The 26,625-nt window shown below is 42.4% G+C and carries 16 protein-coding genes and 1 tRNA gene; 11 read left to right on the top strand and 6 right to left on the bottom strand.

The window, feature by feature from the left end:
* Positions 1 to 223: 223 nt before the first annotated feature.
* Positions 224 to 2,002: a glycoside hydrolase family 15 protein gene (locus tag DQQ10_RS05200; protein WP_112745697.1), complete on the bottom strand. Its 1,779-nt coding sequence runs from the start codon at positions 2,000 to 2,002 to the stop codon at positions 224 to 226.
* Positions 1,999 to 4,224, bottom strand: coding sequence for a bifunctional alpha,alpha-trehalose-phosphate synthase (UDP-forming)/trehalose-phosphatase (locus tag DQQ10_RS05195; RefSeq protein ID WP_221409660.1), 2,226 nt, complete (start codon positions 4,222 to 4,224; stop codon positions 1,999 to 2,001). Before DQQ10_RS05195 ends, DQQ10_RS05200 begins: the two co-directional genes overlap by 4 nt.
* Before the next feature lie 439 nt (positions 4,225 to 4,663).
* On the opposite strand from DQQ10_RS05195, the gene DQQ10_RS05190 reads away from it, so the two are divergent.
* Genes DQQ10_RS05190 through DQQ10_RS05180 form a run of 3 tightly spaced genes read left to right on the top strand, consistent with a single transcriptional unit; the run spans position 4,664 to position 9,600 of the window.
* Positions 4,664 to 5,023 carry a response regulator gene (locus DQQ10_RS05190; protein WP_112745695.1) on the top strand — a complete coding sequence of 120 codons (360 nt, stop codon included), beginning with the start codon at positions 4,664 to 4,666 and terminating at the stop codon, positions 5,021 to 5,023.
* Positions 5,020 to 5,391 carry a hypothetical protein gene (locus DQQ10_RS05185; protein WP_112745694.1) on the top strand — a complete coding sequence of 124 codons (372 nt, stop codon included), beginning with the start codon at positions 5,020 to 5,022 and terminating at the stop codon, positions 5,389 to 5,391. Before DQQ10_RS05190 ends, DQQ10_RS05185 begins: the two co-directional genes overlap by 4 nt.
* A 3-nt stretch (positions 5,392 to 5,394) precedes the next feature.
* Positions 5,395 to 9,600: a hybrid sensor histidine kinase/response regulator gene (locus tag DQQ10_RS05180; protein ID WP_112745693.1), complete on the top strand. Its 4,206-nt coding sequence runs from the start codon at positions 5,395 to 5,397 to the stop codon at positions 9,598 to 9,600.
* 192 nt (positions 9,601 to 9,792) lie between these two features.
* Here DQQ10_RS05180 and DQQ10_RS05175 read toward each other — a convergent pair whose 3' ends face one another.
* Both DQQ10_RS05175 and DQQ10_RS05170 read right to left on the bottom strand, forming a co-directional pair.
* Positions 9,793 to 10,443 (bottom strand): SdpI family protein, encoded by a 651-nt coding sequence (locus DQQ10_RS05175; RefSeq protein ID WP_165823797.1) that lies wholly within the window; start codon positions 10,441 to 10,443, stop codon positions 9,793 to 9,795.
* A gap of 23 nt (positions 10,444 to 10,466) precedes the next feature.
* Positions 10,467 to 10,730 carry an autorepressor SdpR family transcription factor gene (locus DQQ10_RS05170; protein ID WP_112745691.1) on the bottom strand — a complete coding sequence of 88 codons (264 nt, stop codon included), beginning with the start codon at positions 10,728 to 10,730 and terminating at the stop codon, positions 10,467 to 10,469.
* Between the two features lie 140 nt (positions 10,731 to 10,870).
* Here DQQ10_RS05170 and DQQ10_RS05165 point away from each other — a divergent pair, with 140 nt between their 5' ends.
* The 7 genes from DQQ10_RS05165 to DQQ10_RS05135 all read left to right on the top strand — a co-directional run bounded on the left by DQQ10_RS05165 (position 10,871) and on the right by DQQ10_RS05135 (position 17,523).
* Entirely contained in the window at positions 10,871 to 11,404 is a 534-nt protein-coding gene (locus tag DQQ10_RS05165) for a hypothetical protein (protein ID WP_112745690.1), read from the top strand.
* A gap of 290 nt (positions 11,405 to 11,694) precedes the next feature.
* Complete coding sequence (locus DQQ10_RS05160) at positions 11,695 to 12,243, top strand: SdpA family antimicrobial peptide system protein (RefSeq protein ID WP_112745689.1); 549 nt, start codon at positions 11,695 to 11,697, stop codon at positions 12,241 to 12,243.
* Positions 12,234 to 12,569, top strand: coding sequence for a hypothetical protein (locus tag DQQ10_RS05155; protein ID WP_112745688.1), 336 nt, complete (start codon positions 12,234 to 12,236; stop codon positions 12,567 to 12,569). Before DQQ10_RS05160 ends, DQQ10_RS05155 begins: the two co-directional genes overlap by 10 nt.
* Positions 12,566 to 13,159: a hypothetical protein gene (locus DQQ10_RS05150; protein WP_112745687.1), complete on the top strand. Its 594-nt coding sequence runs from the start codon at positions 12,566 to 12,568 to the stop codon at positions 13,157 to 13,159. The genes DQQ10_RS05155 and DQQ10_RS05150 overlap by 4 nt, the downstream gene beginning before the upstream one ends.
* Positions 13,160 to 13,291: 132 nt before the next feature.
* Complete coding sequence (locus DQQ10_RS05145; protein ID WP_112745686.1) at positions 13,292 to 14,587, top strand: ATP-binding protein; 1,296 nt, start codon at positions 13,292 to 13,294, stop codon at positions 14,585 to 14,587.
* Between the two features lie 154 nt (positions 14,588 to 14,741).
* Positions 14,742 to 14,816: transfer RNA gene (locus tag DQQ10_RS05140), tRNA-Val, on the top strand.
* Positions 14,817 to 15,039: 223 nt separating this feature from the next.
* Positions 15,040 to 17,523: an AsmA family protein gene (locus DQQ10_RS05135; protein WP_112745685.1), complete on the top strand. Its 2,484-nt coding sequence runs from the start codon at positions 15,040 to 15,042 to the stop codon at positions 17,521 to 17,523.
* Between the two features lie 3 nt (positions 17,524 to 17,526).
* Here the strand turns inward: DQQ10_RS05135 and DQQ10_RS05130 are convergent, their stop codons facing one another.
* Positions 17,527 to 22,716, bottom strand: coding sequence for a PKD domain-containing protein (locus DQQ10_RS05130; protein WP_165823796.1), 5,190 nt, complete (start codon positions 22,714 to 22,716; stop codon positions 17,527 to 17,529).
* A 79-nt stretch (positions 22,717 to 22,795) separates the two neighbouring features.
* A complete protein-coding gene (gene hemE, locus DQQ10_RS05125; protein ID WP_112745683.1) occupies positions 22,796 to 23,818 on the bottom strand; it encodes a uroporphyrinogen decarboxylase in 1,023 nt (340 codons plus the stop codon).
* 125 nt (positions 23,819 to 23,943) lie between these two features.
* Between hemE and DQQ10_RS05120 the strand changes: the two genes are divergently transcribed.
* A complete protein-coding gene (locus DQQ10_RS05120) occupies positions 23,944 to 26,622 on the top strand; it encodes a S9 family peptidase (protein ID WP_112745682.1) in 2,679 nt (892 codons plus the stop codon).
* The last annotated feature ends 3 nt before the right edge of the window (positions 26,623 to 26,625 follow it).

The following is a 26,625-nucleotide window of genomic DNA, read 5'->3' as shown; positions in this document are numbered from 1 at the left end:
TCGTTAACTTGTTCAGTCTGAATTGTTCGTCAAATAGACCTTTCGCCTTGTTTTTCATTTCCCTTACTTTGAAAGCAAGTACGCAAATCTTTACCGCTTTTCACTGAGGTTTTTAGAGATGCCCTTAATCGTTAATCGTTAATCGTTAATCGTTAATCGTTATTCGTTATTCGTTAAAAATTAATCGTTAAAAATTAATCGTTAAAAGTCAATTGGTACTATATCATTTATAGTTTGGCTGGTCAATTTTTTTAGCGATCCGAAATACGGCGTTGATGAGTCCTACGTGACTGTAGGTTTGCGGGTAGTTTCCCCATTGCGAGCCATCAAGTCCCACATCTTCGCTAAAAATTCCCAGGTGATTCGCGTATTGTAGAATCCCATCGAGTGTATTTCGCGCGTCATCTGTTCTTCCAACGCAGGCGAGTGCGTCGACGTACCAAAACGCGCAGACCAAGAAAGTGGCCTCGGGCACGCCAAAATCATCTTGATGCACGTAGCGATAGAACAGTCCTTGCTTTGTTTTCAGTAAGTCTTCTAGTGCGCGTAAATGTTTTCGCGCTTTCTCTGACGATGGATCCAAGTATCCCATCGTAATCATTTTCAGCGTACTGGCATCAAGATGTTCTGCTCCAACGGCCTGGGTATACGCACCACGTTTCGCATCATAACAGCGTTCGATTTTCACTTCCGCTATTGCCGCAAGCGCATTGGCGCGTTTCACCAACTCACCATCTGTCATCACTTGCCCGATTTTTGCCGCCGCACGACATCCAGCCCAATGAAAAAGTAATGTATAGGTGTGAACCTGAGTGACTGTTCGAAACTCCCATAACCCAGCGTCGGGTTCATCCATCGTTGACTCAATCCAGGTGAGTAGCCGATCTACCATTGGCTTATAAAATTGCTTAGACGCAAATGTCAGCCGCCGATCGATGTATAACGGTAAGAGTCCCACCAACACCTGACCATAGACGTCATTCTGAATTTGCTGCACTGCTTTGTTACCAATTCTAACAGGTTGATTACCGAGGTATCCTTCCAATGGTAGGTGTATCTCTTCTAAATCTTTTTGACCGGTGATCGAATACAATGGTTGCATTCTGCCATTCTCGCGCATCAAAATATTCTGAATGTATTCGAAGTAGCGCTCAAGTTCATCAAAGTGTCCCATTTCATTGAACGCCTTGAGCGTGTAGTAAGAATCCCTGAACCAACAGTAACGATAATCCCAGGTGCGAGAACTTCCATGATGCTCCGGGAGACTTGTTGTGCCGGAAGCAATAATGCCCCCAGTGTCTTCATACTGATGCAGTTTTAAAACAAGCGCTGACCGAATCACCTGGTCTTGATAAATATCTGGCACGTATGTACTCTTAATCCATGTCTGCCAGTAACGAACTGTTTTATTGATAAAATCTTCTGCTGTTGCCTTCAGTGGTGCTTCAAGGGGTTCACCATAGGTCAATACCACATACTTATTTTGATCGAGCACAAAACTTTGTTCTTCCAAAATATGAGAGAGAGAAACGTCTGAAGTCAAACGCATCTGCATATCGAAATTCAAATACCGAAGGTGATTGCTGCTCATCACGACTTCGGGCGTTAGTGTGCCGTAAGCCCCCACAGGTTTGCACACAACTTTCACCACTGGATTTCCGTCCAGCCGTTCAATTTTTCTGACAAGCATGAGCGGCTTGAAATTCCGTTCGTATTGTTGAAATCGTGGCGCACAATCGATGACACGAAACTTTCCATTTTCGCATTGAAATTCCGTGCACAATACATTTGTATTGGGTATGTAATACTGACGGCTCGTAAATTCCCCGCCGGGCTGGATGAAGCAGGTACCGCCACGCTTCTGGTCGAGGAGAGAGCCGAACACAAACGAAGAATCGAATCGCGGCCAGCATAGCCACTTGATGTGTGCATGATGATCGATGTAGGCAAGGTAGGAGCAGTTTCCTACAATGCCCATTTTATATTGATGTGGGTTACTCATTTCATCAACTTGTTCAGCAATTGAATGACTTGTTGTTGGGAGGCAATGTTGTATTGTGCGGATGTATTTCCACCACCAACTTTCACGGTGACGGCACGCTCCGCTAATGCCTTGAACATATCTTCATCGGTTTTATCATCACCAATGGCCATTACAAAATCATATGGCTTCTCTTCTAAAATTCGTTTCGCAGCAGTTCCTTTATCAACGCCAGCAATCCTCACTTCAATTACTTTGTTCCCATCAATCACTTGTAGCTGCCCATTTCTTACTAAATGAAAAAGATTATCGAGCATCTCGCGCGATCGCGTGAATCCCAACTCAGCATCAACATTGCGGTAATGCCAAGCCAGCGTGTGTCTCTTTTCTTCAACAAAAGAACCAGGACTACGCTGCGCAAAAAGATCCATCGTCGGTCTAATCATTGGCTTCCACGACTGGTCTAACGAAGCTTCTTGTCGCCACTCCCCATTGCGCGATCGCATCGATGCACCATGCTCGGCAACGATGTTTACAGGAAGATCTTTAAACCAATTCTCTAGCGTTTCACTATCGCGACCACTGATCAATGTCACTTCATTTTTTTCTTGGTTCGAAAGTGACTCCAACACTTTAATAACATCCTTATTCGGCACTGCACCACGTGGGAATTTTGAAAATGGAACAAGTGTACCATCGTAATCTAGAAAAAGATGTCTACTGGATGCTTCGCGAAAATCATGAACGAGATGTTCTTCTACAGCCCGTGTTACAAATCTTGTTTGCTGCGCAATCTGTTGTTGCTTCGTATCATCGAGTTGTCTCAAAAAATCATTTACCCAATGTGTGACGTCATAGTCAAGCAAGCGTTTCTGCAGTTGAACCATGTTTGCCTTTTGATCGGCCGGAGACATGTTCAACGAAGTGAGAATCGCTTGTGCTACTTCTTCTTTGTCTACTGGGTTAACAAGAATTGCTTCACCCATTTCACTGGCGGCGCCGGCAAGTTCACTTAGAATTAACACGCCGCTTTGGTCCGCCCTGCTCGCCACATACTCTTTTGCGACAAGGTTCATTCCGTCGCGAAGTGGCGTTATCAGACCGGTGTCGGAAGCTTGATATAACGCGCACAATTCGGCGAAAGAAAGATGGCTATATCGATAGAGTACAGGCTGCCACTGAAGCGTCGAATATTTCCCATTGATTCTTCCAACCTGCTCTTCAATTAATTTCCTTCTCTCGTTGTATTTTGAAATAATTTGTCGCGAGGGAACAACGACCATGACAAACACAACTTTTTCACGCCATTCGGGATGCAATTCGAGAAATCTTTCGAAGCCTGCCAGTCGATGGGTTACGCCCTTGGTATAATCAAGCCGATCAACTGAAAATATAATTTTCTTTCCTTCAAAGTTCTTAGAGATTTGTTCTTTCTGCTCAATTACCTCAGGGAGATTGCTTGCAGTACTGAATCGTTGCACATCGATTCCCAAAGGAAAAAGGTCTGCTTTGATCAATCGATTATCGGCATTAACGACTCTAAATTCATGATCGAAGCCAAGCACCATGCGTACCGTTTTCAGAAAATGTTGAACATATTCGTTGGTATGAAAGCCAATCAAATCAGCGCCTAGTAGACCGCGAATTATTTTTTCCTTCCAAGGACGATGAAGGAGTCGAAAGATCTCGAACGTCGGAAAAGGAATATGCAAGAAGAACCCAATAGTCGCATCAGGGAATCGCTCTCGAACCATTTGCGGAAGCAGGAACAATTGATAGTCATGAATCCAAAGAATATCCCCTGGCCTTAGCATCTCAGCAAGTTTATCGGCGAAGGTTCTGTTTACTTCTTCATAAGCTTTAAACGTGTTCTCATCGTATTCAACAAATGAAGGGAAGTAGTGGAATAACGGCCATAGTGTTGCGTTACAAAATCCGTTGTAATATTTGTTGTAGACTTTGGTATCAATAAAAATTGGTGAAATTTCAAAAGCATGTTTCACTTTTGACTTTGCTGTAAACTTATCCCAACGTGCTTGCGGAAAATCTGCACTTCCTACCCACCATTTTTCGTTGAACAAGTTAGACGCTTCTTCGCGTTCAGAAAAACTTTTTAACGCGCTCACCAATCCACCATCACTTTCCTTCAGTGAAACCTTTCCATTTTTTTCTAGCAGTTGAAAAGGAAGTCGATTAGACACGAGGATCAGTCTTCTCTGTTGTAGTTGTGTCATAGGTATCATATATCGCTATTTTATAAAATGATGCCAGCAGTCAAGCAACGAGTTATGGCGATAAACCAGTTGTAGTGTCCATCAAATTGGACAAGCGGCATCATATGCGGACAGCTCTTCAAGCATTGCAGAATAAGGAATCTGCTTTCTCTTTTTAAGAACAGGGCAATTGCGACATCTCTTTTTTCGCCTTAGATAATACATCAAGCGGCGACGCGGAATATTAAAAGTATTTCAAAAACATGCGTTTTCACTCAAAAAATCGCGTTTCCGACGCCAAAAACATGGGTAAAAGTGAGCTCGGCAACAGTTGATTCGGACGCCCTCGTCAAAAAAATTAGAAAGTATAGCATTTCTTGCATCAGATATTTTCGCATTTTCAGAATGGAACAGTGATTGCCTTTTGGCATGCATGAAAAAGAATATTTAACCCTAGACGGATAGAAATATGATAAGTGTGCTGCTCGTAGAAGATGATATTATCAACCAAAAAATGGCCAGTCGATTTTTGGTGAAGTGCGGAATGGAAGTGACCGTCGCCTCTGATGGCTCCGAAGCAATTGACCTGATCAAAGGGAAAAAATATAATCTTGTATTGATGGATCTTCAGATGCCCGACATGGATGGCTGCGAAGCAACGAGCAGGATACGCGCGTTAGATGACCCGTACTACAAGACTGTACCGATTTTAGCATTCTCGGCGTCGGAGGATGTGCAAGATAAATTATCACTTTTCGGCATGAATGATTTTGTATCAAAACCACTTCGTGCTGATGAAATGCAAAAGCTCAACCAATACATTGCATGAAACCCGCTCGACCATCGGATCATCGAACAATTAATATTAACTTCGAACAATACGGAGATAATGATCCGGAATTTAAAGCTGATTTGATGAAGCTCATGATGGAAAACATCCAAGAATTGAAAGAGGCTGCGTCGGAGGCAATAACCTTGAGTAACCCGCAAGTGTTTAGAGTCGCGGCGCACAAAACAAAATCCACTATTCAGATTCTTGATGATGAGCTGTTCAGCCTTGAAATTGAATTGCTAAAAGAAACACTGCTGTCACCTAACCAGGCCGTTGCTGTCCAAAAAGTGAACGACTTTAAACAACTTGCGGATGAAATACTCAGAAGCCTGGAACGGGAGACCTTGCTCCTGAAAGGAAACTGACATTTGAATACTGCCCTCAATACTATACCCCCTCACGAGAATTTCTTCTTCAGGAACGCCTTACGCGTATTCCTACTTTTTCTTTCTTTCGTACTTCCACACATTCAGACTACTGCGCAAAAACGCAACCTCAAGTTTGATCACCTCGGCAGCGCGCAGGGATTATCGCAAAGTAATGTGATTTGCATTTTTCAAGACAGCAGAGGTTTCATGTGGTTCGGAACACGCGACGGGTTGAACCGCTTCGATGGGTATAAGATTACCATTTACAAACACAATCAAAACGATCCATACTCCATCAGTAGCAATACGATCAACGACATCTGTGAAGACAAGCACGGGAATATTTGGATTGCTACGTGGGGTGGTATAAACAAATTTGATCGTGACACAGAACGTTTTGAAGTTCTTGCGCACGACACCAGTAGTCCAAATAGCACCAGTTCGAGCCACTACCTGGTAAACACATTACTGTTAGATGATCAAGATTGCCTGTGGATCGGATATGAGGGAGGCGGCCTCGATCGATACAATATTGCTTCAAAAACATTCACACACTATCGCGCCAGTAACAGTCGCAATTCGATTGCTTCTGATGTGGTGAAAGACATCATTCAAGATGATGAAAAAAATCTTTGGATCGCTACTTACAATGGACTAGTGCGACTCGACTTGAAGAGTAATCAATTTACTGCCTTTCAGCATCGCGCGTCAGATGCGAATTCCCTGAGTAATAATCGCGTGTGGTCAATCATGGAAGACTCACGTCATCGTATTTGGGTCGGCACGATGGGCGGAGGACTTTGTCACTTTGACAAAAAGACAGAACAATTCCAGCGATACAACGGCAGCAGTAGTAACATTAAAATTCCACAAAGCCATATTCTTTCTATTCGCGAAGATTATCAGCATAACATCTGGGTGGGATCTGAAAACAATGGCCTTTGCATCATCGATCCAAACGCCGAAAAATTTGTTGTCTATGTTCAAGATGAAGCCGACGACATCAGCATCAACAACAATTCCATCTGGTCACTCTATTGTGATTTAAAAGGGAACATGTGGATCGGCACGTTCAGCGATGGCCTGAATATTTTCAATCGCGATAAAGATAAATTCATTCACTACCAGCACAATTCGAGATCCAATAGTCTTAGTCACAACAATGTGCTCGCCATTTACGAAGACTCAAAAGCACGAATTTGGGTAGGTACCGACGGTGGAGGATTAAATCTATTCGATCAAAACACAGGACTCTTCACACATTTTCGACGCGATCCCAATAATTTAAAGAATACGATCGGTGGCGATTACATTCTTTCTATTTGTGAAGACAGTAACAACGACCTATGGATAGGGTCTTGGGGAAATGGTATTACCGTTTTTAACCCAGACAAAAAAACATTTAAACATTTTGATCATGATCCAAAAGACACGACATCGCTTTGTAGTTCAAATGTTTGGGTAGTGTATGAAGATTCGGATAAAAATATATGGATAGGAACATATAGTGCTGGTATGGACTTGTTCGACAGAAAATCCAATTCGTTTATTCACCATCATACTAATCCCAAAAATTCAGCGGCGATCAGTCACAATATGATCAATGAAATTTACGAGGACAGCCGTAAAAATCTTTGGGTAGGCACCAATGGTGGCGGACTTAATTTGTACAATAAGAAAACGAAAGCCTTCAAGGCATTCAAGCATCGTAATAACCATAATAGCATTACCAACAACATCGTAACCTGCATCACCGAGGATCACAATGGAGATCTTTGGATCGGCACTTCCGCGGGGCTCAATCACTTTGATCAGCAAACACAACGATTCACTAACTACTTTGTAAAAGATGGTCTGCCGAACGAATTTATATTCGGAATCATTGAAGACAACGTTGGCAACCTTTGGATCAGCACAAACAAAGGTATTTCAAAATTTGATCACGAAAGAAAAACGTTCAAGAACTACTCAACCGCAGATGGTTTACAATCTGACGAGTTTAAGCATGCATCGTGTAAGTCGAAATCTGGCAAATTATTTTTCGGAGGGATCAATGGATTCAATGAATTCATTCCAGACAGTGTAAAAGATTTTGCATTTGATCCGCCATTGGTGATCACTGATTTTCAGATTTTCAATAAACCCGTTCCCATTACACCCGACACGGAAGATGCGTTGTTAAAAAAGGCGATCATCGAGACGCATGACATTACGCTTCCGTACGATCAAACTGTTTTCTCCTTTGAATTTGCGTCGCTCAATTATACGCTCGATGAACGCAAGCAATATGCGTACATGTTAGAAGGCTTTGATAAAGATTGGAATTACATCGGCACCAAACGTATTGCTACGTACACAAACTTAAATCCGGGAAAATACACTTTCAAAGTTAAGGGATTAGATAATCGTGGGCAGTGGTCAAATAAAATAGCGACTGTTAATCTGACAATCACACCTCCTTTTTGGAAAACGATATGGTTCCGCGTACTCGCCGCTACTTTAGTGATCGGTATTATTATGGGGGCCTACCGAGTGCGCGTCGATGTGATGAAGCGACAGAAAGAAGAGCTCGTTCGACTTGTAAAAGAGCGAACAGAAAAGCTGGCAATATCGATGCGTGAAGAAAGGAAGGTACGGCAAGAAGCAGAGAAGGCTAGACAAGATGCGGAACAAGCCAACAGTGCGAAAAGTATTTTCCTTGCGACCATGAGCCACGAAATCAGAACACCTATGAATGGTGTAATTGGTATGGCGTCATTGCTTTCAGAAACTAAACTTAGCCAAGAACAGCGTGAGTATGCCACGATTATTCGAAGTTGCAGTGAAAATTTATTAACGGTCATCAACGATATCCTTGACTTTTCAAAGATCGAATCCGGCAAAATGGATCTTGAGCATAAGGATTTTGATTTGCGAAATACGATTGAAGAGGTGTTCGATCTCTTTGCAAGCAAGGCCGCCGAGCTTGAGCTTGATTTGATTTACGAAATCGACTACAACGTGCCATCACAAATCGTTGGTGATAGCCTTCGATTAAGGCAAGTACTGATTAATCTGATTGGCAACGCTGTAAAATTCACCAAGAAAGGTGAAATCTTCCTTAGCGTGCAACTTCTCCATGCCGACACCGATTCTGCGGAGCTTGGTTTTAAGGTGAAGGACACCGGGATTGGAATTCCTCAAGATAAACTCCAGCGCTTATTCAAGGCTTTCTCGCAAGTTGATTCTTCAACCTCGAGACAATATGGCGGAACAGGGCTTGGTCTTGCGATTTGTGAAAAGCTTGTCACACTCATGGGAGGGACCATCGGCGTTGACAGCGTAGATGGAGAAGGAACGACTTTTACATTTACCATTAAAGCCGGATTAAGTGTTAAGTCGATTCGTACGTACGTTTATTCCCACATTGCTGGATTGGAAGGTAAATCGATTTTGGTTGTTGATGATAACAACACCAATCGCACAATTCTTAAAAATCAACTTGAGCATTGGAAATTCAGAACCACACTTGCGGCCTCTGCATCGGAGGCGGTAACATTGATGAACCAGTTGCATTTCGATTTAGTCATTACCGACATGCAAATGCCAGAGGTGAATGGACTACAACTCGCGCAAAACGTTCGCGACAAAAATCCAAATACGCCGATTGTATTGTTAAGCTCCATGGGCGATGAACGCAGCAAAGATTTCAATCATTTATTTTCTGCTATTCTCACAAAGCCTGTGAAGCAAAACCTGCTTTGCAATCAAATCGTGAATTTGCTTAAGCGGCAAGAAACAAATGGCTCATCGCAGGGAAAATTAAATGCGAACACCTCGCTTGCCGACCGTTACCCGATGAACATTCTGATTGTCGACGATAACGCCGTCAATCAAAAGCTTGCGAGCAAAATGTTTAGTCGCATGGGCTACGAAACGACAAGCGCGATGAATGGCCATGAAGCGATCGATGCCGTGAGTACTGCAAGCTATCACCTCATTATGATGGATGTGCAAATGCCAGGCATGGATGGCCTAGAAGCAACGCGCATCATCCGAAAAGAATACGGATCACAACATATCATTATTGCTATGACTGCAAATGCTTTGGAAAGCGACCGTCAAGATTGTATCAACGCAGGAATGGACGACTTCATCAGTAAGCCCATGAAACTTGATGAAATCACAGCGCTGATGGAGAAGTGGGTCGCAAAAGTAAAGGTCTGACGGATATTTACATGCCAGGCATGGCTGGAATAATGTGTGATGACGGCAAACGTTTCGGAGAGTGATCGCGAAAATTGCCTGAAGGTCCTGTATGGACGACTTCGTTGATAAGCCGATGAAAATGAATGGAGTCACCTTTTAAAAGGAGAAATGGTAGAGCAGTCTAATCTTAATCTTCTCCAAGAAGCTGATCTAACCTTTTGACCGTCGGAATAATAGAAAAGAATAAACGCTGGGAATAATGAGAAGGCTAATGGCTACAGTAAAGAAGACAGGAGCCATTGACTGCGGCGTTACTAAAAAGGTAAGTGCAGCACAACAAATCCCTCCTACAAACCAAAGCACTCCAGCAAGACGATGTGTCCGCGTCCAGTTATCCTCACTGTCAAGTGTCCACGGAAGGCGTATTCCTATAAAATAATTCTGCTTAATGTTATACATCACGTTACCAAGAAATGCGAAGAATAAACTAATCAGCAGAAAAACGCCGCTAACAATATCATAACCTTTCAAAGGCGCATACAGCATGAGTAGTCCAAGCATCGTAATCATCGTGACAATTCCAACACCAACTTTTATTGCTGTTGCTTCATTGAGTTGAGCGGAACGTTTCGGATCTATTTTTTTTAGCGTGCGCAAAATGATATAAAGCAGTATTCCAACACCAGCCAAAACGGCTAGAAAAACCGGCAAATCATCCCTGCTCTGCCAGGCATCTGCTTGTCCACGAATATTCCAATGCGTGGGTACACGATCAGGCATTATGTGGCCAACCTGCAACCAGTAAATAAGAGGAATGGAAGCAATAACGAGTACTAGAAAGTCTGCGGTTTTGAGTTTCATCGTTTTTAGAATTAGCCTACGTCCTATTTGGAAGTCGATAACTTCATCGCCCATTTCAGGAGTTCATCAATAATGGTTGTATTAATCGAATAGTAGAGGAACTGTCCGTCCCTCACAACATGAACAAGCGATGCTTGTTTCAGTAAATCCAAATGGTGAGAGATGCTTGGTTTTGAAACATTGAAGTGATTGGCAATCTGCCCGGCCGACAGATCTCCCTTTTTTTTGAGAATCTCCAGTATTTCTCTTCGAATGGGATCATTCAAAGCACGAAACAAAGCATTCATACTAAATTAAACATTTAGGCAAATGTCTAAATGTTTATTCGATGAAGAAAAATTTGATAAGGGTATTCAGGCAGGAAGAGGTGCTTCTTGGTTAATCCGAATGAGCTATTATATATTGAAAGCCTAACCCCATTTCTCTTATGAAAACATTTAAAAAGATCGCATCTAAATGGTATGTCAGCGGCGTAATTGCCCTTGCACTTTTCATCACAAGTTGTCAGTCGCCCGAAAGCAAACGTTCTCAGGTGAGCAGCGCGACCGGTGAAGAATTGTTTATAGGACTTTTCTTTGGTGAAGGCAAAGTTGCCGCAATGGTGCCTGAGCTGTACGAAAGAAGTCAACTCAAAAATTACCTTACGAGCGAAGCTGAAATTGCAGCGTTTAAAAAATTCCAACAGCAAGCAATTCAGGTAATCGGAGAAAGTAACCCATTATTTTTCAAGTCGTTCAAGCGGGACATTACAAGTGGAGATCACTTAAGAATTTCTGCAGCACTCAAACGTTCTAGTGCTGTTCTCGTAAGAACAATTGAATCTATGTATGGCGTTAAGGAAAATGATTTTCTGGAGCTTACACAGCAGCTTAAAAGCAAAACAAATTTTAAAGAAGTTGTGCTCAGCGGTTCCGTTGTAAACAGAGGCGAATTCAAGGCTAAATCAGTGGGCTTGCTGTAAATTATCTTGACACCGGTGTTCCCAACTCAGCGGCAAAAGAACAGGCAGCGCTTGTTGTAGGTCCAATTGCTATTGCTGTTGCAGCTGTCGCGTTGGTAGTAATCACGCTGGTATGGGTTATGGTTGACGAAACCCAGGAAAGCGCCTCGGTAGACGCAGGAAATCTTCTCGGTGAGCAGGTAGTTAATTCAATTGCATCGAACCTATCGTTAGCTCAGGAGTAAGGCTGTTTTCAATCTATAGGACAAGTTTGTTTACAGAAATAAACTTGTCCTGTTTTATCATTCCTTATGGATCCCTATTACTACACAAAGTTTGGATGGAAATGCATTTTTCTTGGTGCATTATGGATAGCATGTATCTTCTCTGTTGTACTTGCTTCTTTACCGCGTAATCCTGTTTCTCTTCCTTATGTTCCGAAGCTTATCATCAAAACAATCGCTCCAGAAGGTTGGAGTTTTTTCACTCGAAATCCAAGGGAAAATCTTATCTACATTTTTCAGCGTGACAGTGGTCGTCAATGGCTTCAGCCGAGTCATGTCTACAATGGTTCGATGGAAAATTATTTTGGAATGAGCCGAAAGGCAAGGGCTATCGGTAGCGAGTATGCGTTGTTATTTTCTCAGTCTGCCGTTTTATGGGATAGCTGCTCAACAGGAACATTTGACTGTATCGATGAACAAAAGAAATTTTTGGTAAGAAACCAGTTAAAGGCACCCCAGTTGTGTGGAGAATATCTCTTTGTTTCAAGAGCGCCTGTCCCTTGGGCATGGAGCGAACATACCGAGAAGATTCATATGCCCTTTCAATATGTTTTAGTTGAATTTGTATGTCAGTAATTGGTAAGCTTGGAAAGTATTTTGACGAACGCGTCTCGAACTTCACGCCTTGGGACAATACGCTTGGATTTTGCCGAACATCCTTGGCTTTAGCAACACTCATCACGCTACTCTTCAATGAATCGGCAACGGTATTCAGGCCAATTGTGGGAAGCCCGGACATTCCAAGTTGCATTGGTGTGAGTAAGTTTAGCTTATTCTGCTTGCTACATGACAATCTCGAGGTCGCACGGTGGATTTCTATAGGCATATTGACTATAACAATCATTGGATTCTATCCAGCGGTAACATGCATTTTCCATTGGTGGGTAACTTTCAGTTTATGACAACAGCAACCATCGTCGACGGTGGCGATCAAGTGGTCACCGTTCTAACATTGTTGCTAATCCCAATTTGTTTGCTGGACAGACGACGTAACCATTGGCACGTCAATACATATCAACACAACGCATCATTAAGGTTAGTAGCGTATTCAACGTTAGTGGTGATAAAAATACAAGTGGCATACATTTACTTTCAGGCTTGCGTTTCTAAATTCTCCGTTTCGGAATGGGCTGATGGGACTGCCGTTTACTATTGGTTCCTTAACCCAATGTTCGGTGTCACCACAGACACTCAACCTATCTTTGTATGGGTGCTATCCAAACCTGTACCGGTAACAGTTTTGACGTGGGGCGCACTATTTGTGGAGTTTCTGATTTTTGCGGTATTCACGCTGAAAGAAAATCATCCGCTAAAGCGATATGTTTTTTTACTGGGGATCGCTTTTCATTTCGTCATCATGCTGATCCATGGCCTGGTGAGTTTTTTCTTTAGCATGGCTGGGGCGTTGATTATCTATCTGCTTCCCTCCCACACAACAATGCCATTCAAACGTGATTCTACATCCAAAGTCAAGCACGATGAATGGTCATGAGGCGATCGATGCAGTGGTCGCAAAGTAAAAGTCTGAGGCCCTGCAAACATACGTTGATTTTCTTCGGTACAGTGTTTGGTGTTTGAGTTCACGTTAAATTCGTTAACTTAGACTACACACCTCTCCGTTATCATGCACGTCAAATGGATTCTTAAGTCTAAGGATAAAGAAAGGACTTACTATGAAGTAATCCTGGCGCATGAGCTATTTTCTCTCCGGTGGCTCAGTATCCTTGGCGCTGTCATGATGAGCGTATTTATCATCATTGATTATTGGCGCGCGGAAAATTTCTTCGAAGTGTTTTTACTACGCGGCATCTGCGTAGTCATTTTTGCCGCATGCACATTATTCACTTATCGAGCCAAGGTTACGGTAACACAACTACATGCCGCGTGTTACCTTTTGTCTTCACTGCTTTTTATCAGCGGTTTTTTAATTGACTATTTTGGTGGTGTACCTGACTTCTTTCTTCCCAACGTTACATGCCTCTTTGCGTTCGGATTTAACACTACCCTAGGCCATCCATCACGATTTAAGATTGGTCAGATGGTCTGTTTATCCGCCGCATATATCCTTTATTCTTTTCATGTTTCAAACCATGGTGAAGCACATCTAGCACAAACTTTTAACATATTGTTAAGTTGCACGCTATCATGTCTCATTGGATTCTTCATCGAACGTCACCGGGTTCTAAGCTTTCTTCATCGCGCACAACTCATCGAGTCGAGGCGAAAGAACTTTGAGTTGAATAAACTGAAAACAAAGTTGATTTCAATTTTGTCGCACGACATCGCGTCACCATTAAACTCATTGGTTGGATTACTGCACTTAAAGGAGCAAAATCTGCTTACTGATGAAGAGCTAGCCAATCATTCTAGAAAAGTAAAACAGTCACTAAGCAACCTCTCGAGTCTATTGGGGAACTTGGTGCGGTGGTCAAAATCACAACTCGAAGGATTTACGCCAGTGGTGGAGCAGGTAGACACAAAAAATTTAATCAACGAAGTAAGTCGTTCGTTAGAGTTTGCCGCGGGGGACAAGAACATTCAGATCATAAACAATGTAAACAGTCGCGATAATTTGAATGTCGATAGAGAAATACTCAAGATTGTCATGCGCAATTTCTTATCCAACGCTATAAAATTTTCACACCCTAATGGTGCGATCACGGTTTCATCGTCACAAAACAATGGAACTTATACAATATCGGTGAAGGACGATGGGATCGGAATGCCGAAAGAAGTGCTCGATAAACTTTTCCTTGCTGGCAAACATTCAACGCCAGGGACCAGAAACGAATCGGGTATTGGCATTGGGTTATTGATAACAAGAGATTTTGTTGAAATGATGGGTGGATCGATCTCCGTTAAGTCGGAGCCAAACGCTGGCGCCGAATTTTCGATTGAGGTTCCGATAAAACAGCATTAATTCGATCAGAAACGCTGTTTTACGCATTTTTTCATTTCTTGAAATAATTTTTAACCTGACGGTTGCTGATTTTTTGCACATTTAGAAATCTCTGCTACATTTGCAGTCCCAAATCGAAGCAAATTCACAAAACGAAGGGGTTTTGATTGATTAAGGGAGCTTAGCTCAGCTGGTTCAGAGCATCTGCCTTACAAGCAGAGGGTCGGGGGTTCGAACCCCTCAGCTCCCACAAAAGGCCATCACGAAAGTGATGGCCTTTTTCATTTGCTCCTACTCCTTCCGAATTGCACGACACAGTGCTAATGCCGCGAAGCAATGTCCACGTTAAGAATAGTTCACCGGTTAACATTGCTGGTCTGAAGTTTTAGGCGAGCTGAGTAGGCACTACCTTTTCGGCGCTTTTGTAATTATGGTTCGAAAATTGAATATATTTTTGCGATAGTTTTTTAACCTTGAAATTAGCGCGCAAAATATTTTTTTATGTGCTCCTCGGAGTCGCCACCATCTTCCTCGCCTTGGTGATCTCTGCCTTCTTGTTTAAAGACAAAATTCTTCAGCAATTTGTCACAGAAGTTAATAAACATCTCAATACCAAAGTCGACGTCAAAAAGATGGACGTCTCATTGTTCGAAGACTTCCCTAACCTATCGATTGTGTTGACCGATGTTTACGTGGAAGATAGTCACCCCGGAAGTTATCCCCTTCTTACAGCACAATCCATTTCATTCCAGCTCAACCCATTTGAAGTATGGAAAGGCGACTATATCATTCGAGGTTTGCAGTTAAAAGAAAGCGAGACAACGCTCAAAATTAACGACAAAGGGCAGGTCAACTACGACATCGTTAAACCCTCAACAAAAAAAGAAGGCGCGTCCACCGAATCAACATTCCGTCTTGAACTAAAGAACATCAAACTTCAGAACACAAAAGTTCGATATGCAGATCAAAAGTCGGAGCAAGATCTTCATTTTGATAGCAAGTATTTATTGGCGTCAATCAAAAGCGATGGTTCGCTTTACCATATCGATGCTGAGGGCGATGTTGTAACCGACCTCAGCATTAATCGACAAACTTATCTCGGAGGAAAAGGATTTCGCATTCACAGTAGCTTAATCTACAACGATGACGCGCGCAGTCTTACCATCAATCCATCTGACCTAAGCGTTTCCGGATCTGAATTCAAAATACAAGGGAGTTATGTCTGGAAACACAAGAATTTGATCGACATCTCGGCGATCGGCAAGGAAACGAATATACAGACAATACTTTCATTACTGCCCGAATCAATTGCTAGCGGATTCAATAAATATCAAAGTAACGGCGACGTTTACTTCAATGCAAAATTGAAAGGCGAGCTTAGCAAAAAGCATAACCCATCCTTCACGGTCGACTTCGGATTTAACGATGCTACGATATTTCATCCTGAATACAAGTCACGGATTGAGAACGCCACCTTAGATGGCTCTTTTGCGAGTGCGGATATTACTGATTCTGACAAAGCCGTGTTAATCTTAAAAAACATTCAGGGCAATCTCAACAACGAATCATTTACGGCAAATCTAATTATCCAAAACTTCAACGATCCAGAGGTGATCTGTAATTTTAACGGCAAGGTAGATGCTGCCGCTGTTATGGGATTTTACCCAATGGAGAATATCACAAACGTAACGGGATCGCTACACGCCGACATCGCTTTTGAAGGTAAGTTAGCCATGCTTAAAAAACGAACCACCGCGCAACGCGTTACAACACAAGGAACGATTGATCTCCAACAAATCAGCTTTAACTATGGAAAAGATAAGATTTCGCTTAACAATCTAAACGGCAATCTACAGTTCAGCAACAACGATCTTGCACTGAGTAATGTATCATGCAAATTTGGCAACAGTGATTTCTTACTCAATGGATTCTTTAAAAACATCATCACGTTTCTTTTATTCGATGATCAACCTATCGGGATAGAGACAGATCTAAAATCAAACTTTGTAGACCTCGACCAGTTGTTTGCAATCGGCTTCGGCGAACCTTCTGCTGGCGCAACGCAAGAATACCAATTCAGCATCTCGCGCAATATCAACCTCAATTTCAATTGCGATGTGAAGGCGATGAAATATAAACGCTTTCATGCGCATAACCTCAAGGGTGATTTGCTGGTCAAGAATGAAATGGCAGTTTCGCGCAGTATCACGATGAATACGATGGGCGGCGGGCTAGTATTTTCTGGAATTGTCGATGCACATAATCCCAAAGCAATAGATGTTGTTAGTGACTTTAAACTCCAAGGCATCCATATCGACAGCGTGTTTTATGTTTTTGAAAACTTCAAACAGGACTTCATCGAAGACAAACACCTGAAGGGTTTGGTAGACGCCAACGTTAATCTTGAGATGACACTGAACCAGAATTTAAAATTGTTTCAAGAAACACTTATCGCTGACATTTCATTTGTCGCAAAGCAGGGCGAGCTAAACAATTTTGAACCACTACTAAAATTAAAGAAGTATGTTGACGACGATGGCTTGAGTCATCTGCGGTTCTCGGATCTCAAGAACGATGTTCACATCGAAAATAAAACGGTATACATTCCACAGATGGAAATCCGCACGAATGTTACAAGCTTAAAAATAAGCGGCACACATACGTTCGATCAACAAATCGATTATCGTATCGTCACGCCCCTTCGTAAGCGGAAGTTTACAGATCCGGAATCTCAAAATGCAGTTGAAGAAGATGGTTCGGGCCAGAGTAAATTATTCCTAAAGATTACAGGTACAGCAGACAACTATCGCGTGGCTTATGACACAGAAGCCGTTCGCAAGAAAATTTCTGCAGATCTGAAAAAGGAAGTTCAAGAACTAAAAGATGCCTTCAAAAATAAAGGCACCAAGAAAAAGAAAGAAGTAGAGCTGCAGAAGGATGAATACTTCGATTGGTAACGTCTACCGCTTCATTACGAATCTCCCTTCATATCGATCTTTAAATTTCACTTTCACGTAATATAATCCAGCGCTTAATTTAGCGACATCAATTTCCAGCCTTGGGGAAATTGTACGATTAATCATGGTGTGCTTTGTCACCCCTGTTATATCAATCAATTCGACAGATACTACCTCTTCCAGATTGCGCAACTCGATAGTCAGTATGTTATCTACTGGAACTGGGAACACATCAAAGGACTCCGACTGATCTTTCTCCAAATCTGTAATGAGAATTTCAAACTGATAGCATTGGGTCGCGGTTTCTAAGCATTCGTTCCTTGTGATAAGGCAAGCAGATTGCATACCGCCGTTGGTAAATTCATGATGAACAATGTTGTTGTTTGTTGACTTTGTACCATCGGAAAACGACCATTCCCATGTTGATGCATTTTGACTTGTGTTAATCACTGAAACTTCATTCACGTCAACTTCATATAAAAAATCAGCCGTTGGATTTATACAATCAATAACAACTTCGTCACAAAATTTTTCCACGCCACATTTATTGGAGACTGTTTGGCACACGGTATATGTACCTTGTTGTTGGTAACTGTGAACCGGGTTAAGTGCTACCGTTAGATTTCCATCACCAAAATCCCAGCTTGAATTCAAGTTATGTGTCCCGTAAAATTCAGCTTTGAGGTCAGAGATATCTGCCGAGAATTCAGCTGTAGGCGGTGCACATGTTACCGTTACCACCTTGCAGATAATTTTTTCACTACAGCCATTTGAAACTTTAAGACACACATTGTATACACCCGGAAGCTCAAAAGTGTGGATAGGATTGTTTTCGGTTGATGTGCTGCCGTCGCCAAAATCCCAAAGTTTGTCTGTGACGTTTTGCATTTGGGAAGAAAACGTTACTACAAGATTTTGTATGTATTCATCAATCGTCGCTGCTGCTTGAAGGCAAGAAATAGTCGCTTCAAATTCTACGGTATCGGCATTACAAACGCCTTGCGTGGAAACCTGTACTTTGTATTTTCCAGGTGTTAAATAAACATGTGTTGGATTTTGTTGCGATGAAGTACTCCCGTCACCGAAATCCCAATGCCATCTCAAATTTTCAACATTATTAGCTTGCGTTGCTGAAAATTCAGCTTTCAGATTAAGTCCAACGTTGTAACCATATGTGCCGATCGATGGTTTATCGCACACGACATCTACCGTGACACATTTTTGTACTTCTCCACATGCGCCGGATGCTTTCACGCAAACATCGTAGATACCTGATCGCGGGTATGTATAACGGGCTTCAGCGCCATACTGAATTTCACCGTTTCCAAAATCCCACTCATAAAATGTATTTACTTGTTCTTCAACTTGAAGTATTACGGTTGACTGATCTGTCTCGTAAGAGACTATTGGATCAGCGCCTTCCACGATAATTTTAATCGGCTTTTTCGAAAAGCAATTATCATCGATATAACCGTAAACGGTGTAAGTTGTCGTGACTGATGGGGATACTTTGGTCCATCCGCTTGATGGATTTGCTACGCCCGTTTCTGGAATCCATTTGAAATATGACGCGCCCATTATTCCCATTTGGATAGAGTCTCCCTTGCAAACGCCAAACGGATCATCCGGCCCCGCATTTCCGGGGTCAATTGTTGGTGGAACCATCTCACAATTTCCGGTAAAGGAAATTTTTCGGAATTCATAAAGGTTATGACTTGCTGCCGCATACGCAAGCTGTCCACATGAATTTCGCACCAAAGCATTTGCGCGAAAATCCAGATCGCCTTGTAACGAAACTTGATTGATGCTACCTGTTTGAGTGTATTCCCCGACAAAAGTTTGTGAGGACTCCGCTGCGCGCATACCTACTGCGTCGTTCCCTACGTTAAAAATTCCAAATTTTGTAACATCACCAACGACAACCAGCTTACCGGTACTAACATCAGGTACAATAGACTTTATCTTAACATTCCTATTAAAGGATGACCATTCAACACTGGATCCAAAAGTTGCTTTCGCAATAAAGCCGGTTATCTCATGAAAACCACCGCGCTTACCATTTATGATTGCAGCTGTTCTCTTTGGCATGCGTGCTGTATAATAATAATTATCAAAGTCCCATGCCCCTGCTAGGTAGAACGAGTTGGTCCCTTCTTCCGCTGTTACTGCATCGATGTTGGGGAGCTTAAAGTGATTGGTAACTGCACCGAAACTAATCGCAGATTCCCACCCATTCTCTCCTAGCAATGCTGCCATTACTTGAAACGTGGTTTTCCCAAGACCATCGAGTGCATCATCCTCGATTTGCTGCGCCTGAACAATAATATTTCCAAAATCGTAACCATTTCCGGCATTGAAACAGCCTGCAAGAATTACCTTTCCATCTCCACGTACGTGAAGCTTCGGACCTGCAAACCAAAGTTCTTGCAATGAATATGTATTTCTTATAAAAACGTCGTTGGGGATTACATACCCTGAACCTATTTCGCCATGATCGACGAATCGCTTCATCTTCAAATTTAAATCAAATTCAACTAGAGAACCCGAATGCTCGTAGTTACCAGGAACATCCTTCATTGACGCCCACTTGCCGTTACCCTGACGTACTTGAAGTAATTTTCTTCCGCCGCTTAGGTAAAGATTTGAAAACAAACGACCCCGATCATCGACAACCACATCTGAAATGTAAACATGACGCACTTGGTTATAATTGTCATTCCCTGGATACGCAAACAAGGTGTACGTCATTAAATCACCTTTCGGGGAAAATTTAAGTATCGCCGCTTGAGTATCATAGAACTCTGAACGAGCTTGAGGATCTATTCCAATTTTCTGACCAGCGACAACAATGTATGGTACGTGAAAGTCTATCGCTAGATAAATATTGCCCATATTGTCAGTCTCGACGCCTCGCGGAAGCACGCCTTGAAAATCATAGGGCCATTGAAACAGTGAGGGTATCAGATCCTTAATTTCCCATTGTAAATTTCCTGCAGCGTCATGTTTCGTAAAGAACAGGTCGGTTTTTTTTGAATTAAATTCCGGGGTGCGATAAAATCCTGTTCGATAAACATTTCCATCCTCATCAGCGTCGCTGTCTACCAACAGAAACTCTTTACCAAAGGATGACGAATTTACTTCACATATTGTCGGCGAAAAGGACTTCATTTTATCCGATACAAAAACGATAGTATCTTTCTTGCTCACACACCCATGACCGTCGTTAACCTCCAAACTGAATTGTTTAAGCCCAAGCGTTGTGTATGAAATTGCCCCTGGAGAAGCGCTCGTTGACGTCTTCGGAATTGAACCTGCATCGAATGACCAGACGTAGTTAGTTGCTTCAACAGATTCATTGGTAATCGCTATTGACTCTTCTCTGTAAATGTAGTCCGCCGACAATGCGAAATCTGCCTTCACATTTGAGCCGTGAATCAATACAGGCGCCGTTTTTACATCACATAAAGGAGCCCACATATAGGCGCGTACATAAAATTTATTATCGTGTAGGTGTTCATGTTGTAAGCCTTCAATAATCAAATCGCCTCCATTTCCTTTTGCACCATTGCCTTGCCATCCTGGAGATTCGTTATACCAGTTGTAGTAAATATTAGGATCGGTGTTGTGAAATGTAACATTGAATTTGTCGCCCCTACAAACTACCAGGTTGTCAATATCATAGTTGAGGCTTAAGTTCGCCGGAAATATTTTTACTTGTATTGTCGTATCGTGCTCGGGCATGTAGCAAACAGCAGGATTAAACGGTTTGATCGTAATCGCGGTCATCTCCGGTAGAGGCCCCCCTACTACTGAAATCTTTTTACCGGAAACAGTAGTAGTCAATTTTTTTCCATTGGCCCACAATTGAAAATCTGTTCCCTCATAAAGGGCCATGTTTTTAATTTCAATATCGAACGAAGTTGCACTTACGCATGAAGCCTCTACATAGGAAAGCTCTAATCTGTAGCGATTCTTATTTGGAACATCTACGTACACCTGTTTTTCCTCAATTGCTTCAATACCTTGGAGGTTTTTTGTGATCAATGTGATCGTGTGATGGCCTTCTGATAGCGAAGTTTCAAAATCGTAGGTGCTTGCTTTTTGAATGTCATCCACGAACCAAGTATGCGCGTAGGTTGCATTTCCATGGTTAATAAATTTATGAACCGACGAAACACATTTATCTGCGGGTCTAACAATGTCAAAGCCAGCGCGAGGAATGGTACTTCCTGTTCCTGTCGTCGTAACGCCATAGTAAGACTTTTCATTTTGAAATCCGACGACATAACCTGTATTGACATTGCGGAAATACACGTCATATAATGAAACCGGAAATGTTTGTTCAAGAGCTTCCCAATTTTCACCACCATCTTTTGTGCGCATTGTATTCCCATTTCCGACGGCGTAACCGTTTTGTGTGTCCACAAAATATACCTTATCTAAATATCCAAATTGGAAATAAGAGCGACTCCAAGTCCTGCCACCATCGACAGTTTTATAGATATAATTATCACCCGTCGCATATCCTACCTGTACGCTCGTAAAATATATTGAGGAGAATGCTGCAGTGTGATCACCCAGATCCAATGCATTCCAAGTTGCCCCGCCGTCCGTAGTCTTATAGATTATGTTCGTGCCTCCAATAAACCCGATATCCGCTGAAGCAAAGAAAATATCCTTCAGATCTTTCTTCTGAGGCATATCACTTCGTGTCCAAGTCTTACCTCCATCGGAAGTGACAATTTTTCTTCCTTGATCGCCTATAGCAAAGCCGTGCAATGCGTCTGTGAAATGTAAATCCTGAAATGCAAAAAATGGGAAGGTGTTAAGCGGAGTATCTTTGAAAACTACCTTCCAAGTTTCACCGCCATTTTCGGTAGTCATCACTACGCCCGTATTCTCGAAAATCGAGGTCGCCGTAGCAACACCTTTCAAAGCATTAAAAAAGTAAAAATGATGATCATATAAAGTAACCTGATACATTGAATCAACAGGTGTACTAAACTTTGGCGTTCGCCAATTCAGACCGCCATCCGTTGTTTTATAAATCCTCTCACCCGACATAAAGCCAAGTGATTGATCAAAAAAATAAATACTTCTTAAAGACTTACCTGGAGCAGGCTTTTCAATAAACTGACCATGTAAAACGTTGGCCACTGAGAGCAGCACGATCAGTAACAGGGAATTCCGCATACACATTTTAAATTGGGACCGAAAAATACAAAAAGACATCCTTTTTAGATGTCTTTTCCTCTATTTAGTTCCAAGAACTCTATTGTGTGTACGCCTTCACCGTATCAATAAAACATTTCACTTTATCTACTTCAGTATCGGGATACAAACCATGACCAAGATTGGCGATGTGTTTTGTGGGGCCAAAAGCATCCAGCATTTTTGTTGTCTCGCGTTTTACATCTGCGAGCGAACCATACAACGCGCATGGATCTAAGTTCCCCTGTAAAACTTTATTAGGCATCAGTGCGCGCGATTCCTCGATGCCCATATTCCAATCTAACCCAACCACGTTGCATTTCAATTGATTCATTTGTGTTCGCGCGAAGAACGCACCCTTTGCAAATACGGTTACTGGAACTTCTGTGATAGCATCGCAGATTTTCGAGATATACTTGAGCGAAAATTCTTCATATTGATCAGGACTCAGAATACCAGCCCACGAATCAAAAATTTGTACGAGGTCGGCACCCGCTTTAACTTGAGCTTTCAAATAAAGAATTGTACTCTGCGTGATCATATCAAGCAAGGTATGCGCAAATTCGGGTTGAGAATATAACGTCTTCTTTGCTGCACTGAATGTTTTACTGCCACGCCCCTCGATCATGTACGAGAAAATCGTCCACGGTGCACCGGCAAAGCCTATTAGTGGAACGCGACCATTCAATTCTTGCTTTGTGAGCTTAATCGCATCAAGCACGTATTGAAGTTCTTCTGGCTGCGATACATGGATAGACTTGAGATCTTGAGGACCCGAGATTTTGTTTGGAAACACAGGACCTTTGCTTTCCTCCATTTCATAGTTCAATCCCATTGCTTCAGGGATGACAAGAATATCTGAAAAGATAATCGCCGCGTCAACGCCTAAGATATCAACCGGTTGAATGGTAACTTCAGTGGCCAACGCTGGGTTCTTAACCAACGCTTTAAAATCCTTGATTGACGCTCGCACCTTTCTGTATTCAGGAAGTACACGACCCGCTTGACGCATAAGCCATACCGGTGTGCGTGCGGTATCTTGGCCAAGGGCCGCACGAAGGAAAAGATCATTCTTTAATTGCATGTGCTAACATTGAAGCCCCAAAAGTAGCCGCCTTTTTTTGATTTTTCGAGCATTGCTACAATCTATCTTTTATTTGTAATCTTATTGGATTGTTTGCTACTAGTTGTATAACAAAAAATAACCCAATGAAAAAGATTTTAATCATTGCACTCCTGGTTGCCTTGGTCATCCAGCTTTCGCAGGCGCAGAAAAAAAATGCCACGAAAGAACCGCAGCTTATCGATCGCGAGCTGTTTTTCGATAACCCTGAAATATCTGGCGGGCAACTTTCACCCGACGGCACAATGATCACTTTCCTTAAAGTTCACAAAGGGAAACTCAACATCTGGGTAAAAAAATTTGACGAACCTTTTGAAAGCGCCAAACCCATTACAGCAGACACACTCAGACCTATCGGCGGATATTTTTGGACTGACGACAGCAAATTTGTTTTGTATGCGCAAGACAAAGGTGGAAATGAAAACTTCAATGTCTATGCTGTGGATCCGAAGGCACCCATTGAAAGCGGAAGTGGCGCACCACCGTCTCGCAATCTCACGCCGATAGAAGGCGTACGGACCATTATCTATAATGTATCACGAAAAAATCCAGACTTGCTTTGGGTCGGCTTGAACAATCGGGATAAGGCATGGCACGATCTCTACAAGCTTGAAATCTCGACAGGCAAGCTCACACTGTTGAAAGAAAACAAAGATCGTTTAACAGGCTACTTTTTTGACTGGGATGAAAATCTTCGTCTTGCCACACGCTCTGCGGATGATGGATCTACGGAAATACTCGCAGCAACAGAATCTGGTTTCAACAAAATATTTGAATGCACAGCTTTAGAAAGCTGTTTTCCTTCCGGGTTCTTCGATAAAGAAAACAAAAGCTTTTACCTCCAATCAAACAAAGGAGATCAAGAAGATCTTACCAAGCTCTACTTGATGGATCCTAGTAGCAAAGCGATTAAACTTGTAGAAGGCGATCCACTAAAGAAAGTTGACTTCGGTGGTGTTAGTGTCTCAGCGATCACACGCGAAATTCAGTACACAACATATACCGATGCAAAAACAAGATGGTACTTCAAAAACAAAGATGCTGAATCTCATTACAAATTCTTGCAATCAAAATTCCCGGGTAAAGAGATTGGATTTGCTTCCTTTACAAAGGATGAAAAGAAAGCGCTGATTGTAGCCTATAGTGATGACGATCCTGGATCCGTATACTTCTATGATAAAACATCGAAGAAAGTTATTAAACAGTATACGCCACGCCCCAAGCTTCAATCTCTGCCACTTGCGAAGATGGAACCTATCACATACAAGTCTTCCGATGGATTAGAAATACCAGGTTACCTTGTATTGCCTCTGGGCAAAGCACCGAAGAATCTTCCTACGATTGTCGTTCCACATGGCGGTCCGTGGGGACGTGACACATGGGGCTTCAATTCATTTGCTCAATTCTTCGCTAATCGTGGGTATGCTGTACTGCTTCCCAACTTCCGTGCATCAACTGGCTTTGGAAAAAAATTCTTGAATGCCGGCAATAAAGAGTGGGGACAAAAAATGCAAGACGACATTACGTGGGGTGTAAAACATCTCATTGCCAAGGGAATCGCAGATCCTAAAAATGTAGGTATTATGGGCGGATCATATGGTGGTTATGCAACGCTCGCAGGGCTCGCTTTCACGCCCGACGTTTACGCTGCTGGTGTGAGTGTTGTTGGTCCTTCGAATCTCATCACGCTACTTGGATCGATTCCTCCTTACTGGGAAGCAATTCGTAAAACATTTTATTTAAGAATGGGCGATCCGTCGACACCAGAAGGCAAAGCGCTTCTCGAAAAGCAATCGCCATTATTTTCCGCTAGTAAAATCAAAGCACCATTGCTGGTGGTTCAAGGTGCGAACGATCCACGTGTTAAGAAACATGAATCCGATCAAATTGTTGTGGCACTCCGTGATCTTGGCAGAGATGTTGAATACCTCTGTGCACAAGATGAAGGGCACGGTTTCAGAAATGCCGATAACACAATGGCCATGTTAGCCTATGCCGAAAAGTTCTTCGCGAAACATCTCGGCGGTCGTTATCAAGAGTCGATGAAAGCCGACGTATCGAAGAAACTTGAGCAAATGCTTGTCGATGTTAAAACCGTTAAGCTGGCAGATGCTGGTAGCGCAAAAGTAGAAACACCGAAATTTACATCAGACCTTCGCGCAGAAAAATCCAACTACGTTTTTACGTTTAGTGGAGGCGGTCAAAAAATGGCGATGAACATGACACGCGACGTGAAACTTGAAAACGGGAAGTGGATTGTAACAGATGCTGTAACTTCCCCACAATTCTCTGTATCTGATCAAAATGTATTTGAGCCTAAAACTTTGAAAGCAACACATCGCAGCATCAAGCAAGGCCCGATCAACATTGAGGTCGATTATACCGAAAGCGGTGCGACAGGAACAACAGACATGAATGGTGTAAAGAAAAACATCAACGCATCTTTTGAGAAGCATGTTTTATCAGACGGCGCAGGACTTGATCTTCTGATTGCAAGAATGCCTATCAAAGAAAATTTTGCAACCGTGATTGAAGTTTATGATGGTTCTAAAGACAAAATAAAAAGACTCAATGTAAAGGTCGTTGCCAAAGAGTCGGTAACTGTACCGGCAGGGACATTTGAAGCTTATAAGATCGAAGTAGCACAAGTAGACGGCCCTGAAAAATTCACAAGTTGGATGGGAACAAAAGATCTCAATATGATTAAAAGCGAAGGCCTTGTTCCGGAAATGCCAAACGCATCGATCACGGTCGAGCTGAAGTAGCAG

This window comes from Pseudochryseolinea flava (assembly GCF_003286915.1).
Lineage (GTDB): Bacteria > Bacteroidota > Bacteroidia > Cytophagales > Cyclobacteriaceae > Ohtaekwangia > Ohtaekwangia flava.
The sequence above is the reverse complement of the archived record's forward strand: the minus strand, read 5'-3'. Positions and strand labels throughout refer to the sequence as shown.

Coding starts and splice junctions, on each gene's coding strand:
- DQQ10_RS05200 (WP_112745697.1), bottom strand. CDS start 2,002: ATGAGTAACCCACATCAATATAAAATGGGCATTGTAGGAAACTGCTCC.
- DQQ10_RS05195 (WP_221409660.1), bottom strand. CDS start 4,224: ATGATACCTATGACACAACTACAACAGAGAAGACTGATCCTCGTGTCT.
- DQQ10_RS05190 (WP_112745695.1), top strand. CDS start 4,664: ATGATAAGTGTGCTGCTCGTAGAAGATGATATTATCAACCAAAAAATG.
- DQQ10_RS05185 (WP_112745694.1), top strand. CDS start 5,020: ATGAAACCCGCTCGACCATCGGATCATCGAACAATTAATATTAACTTC.
- DQQ10_RS05175 (WP_165823797.1), bottom strand. CDS start 10,443: ATGAAACTCAAAACCGCAGACTTTCTAGTACTCGTTATTGCTTCCATT.
- DQQ10_RS05170 (WP_112745691.1), bottom strand. CDS start 10,730: ATGAATGCTTTGTTTCGTGCTTTGAATGATCCCATTCGAAGAGAAATA.
- DQQ10_RS05165 (WP_112745690.1), top strand. CDS start 10,871: ATGAAAACATTTAAAAAGATCGCATCTAAATGGTATGTCAGCGGCGTA.
- DQQ10_RS05160 (WP_112745689.1), top strand. CDS start 11,695: ATGGATCCCTATTACTACACAAAGTTTGGATGGAAATGCATTTTTCTT.
- DQQ10_RS05155 (WP_112745688.1), top strand. CDS start 12,234: ATGTCAGTAATTGGTAAGCTTGGAAAGTATTTTGACGAACGCGTCTCG.
- DQQ10_RS05150 (WP_112745687.1), top strand. CDS start 12,566: ATGACAACAGCAACCATCGTCGACGGTGGCGATCAAGTGGTCACCGTT.
- DQQ10_RS05145 (WP_112745686.1), top strand. CDS start 13,292: ATGCACGTCAAATGGATTCTTAAGTCTAAGGATAAAGAAAGGACTTAC.
- DQQ10_RS05130 (WP_165823796.1), bottom strand. CDS start 22,716: ATGCGGAATTCCCTGTTACTGATCGTGCTGCTCTCAGTGGCCAACGTT.
- hemE (WP_112745683.1), bottom strand. CDS start 23,818: ATGCAATTAAAGAATGATCTTTTCCTTCGTGCGGCCCTTGGCCAAGAT.
- DQQ10_RS05120 (WP_112745682.1), top strand. CDS start 23,944: ATGAAAAAGATTTTAATCATTGCACTCCTGGTTGCCTTGGTCATCCAG.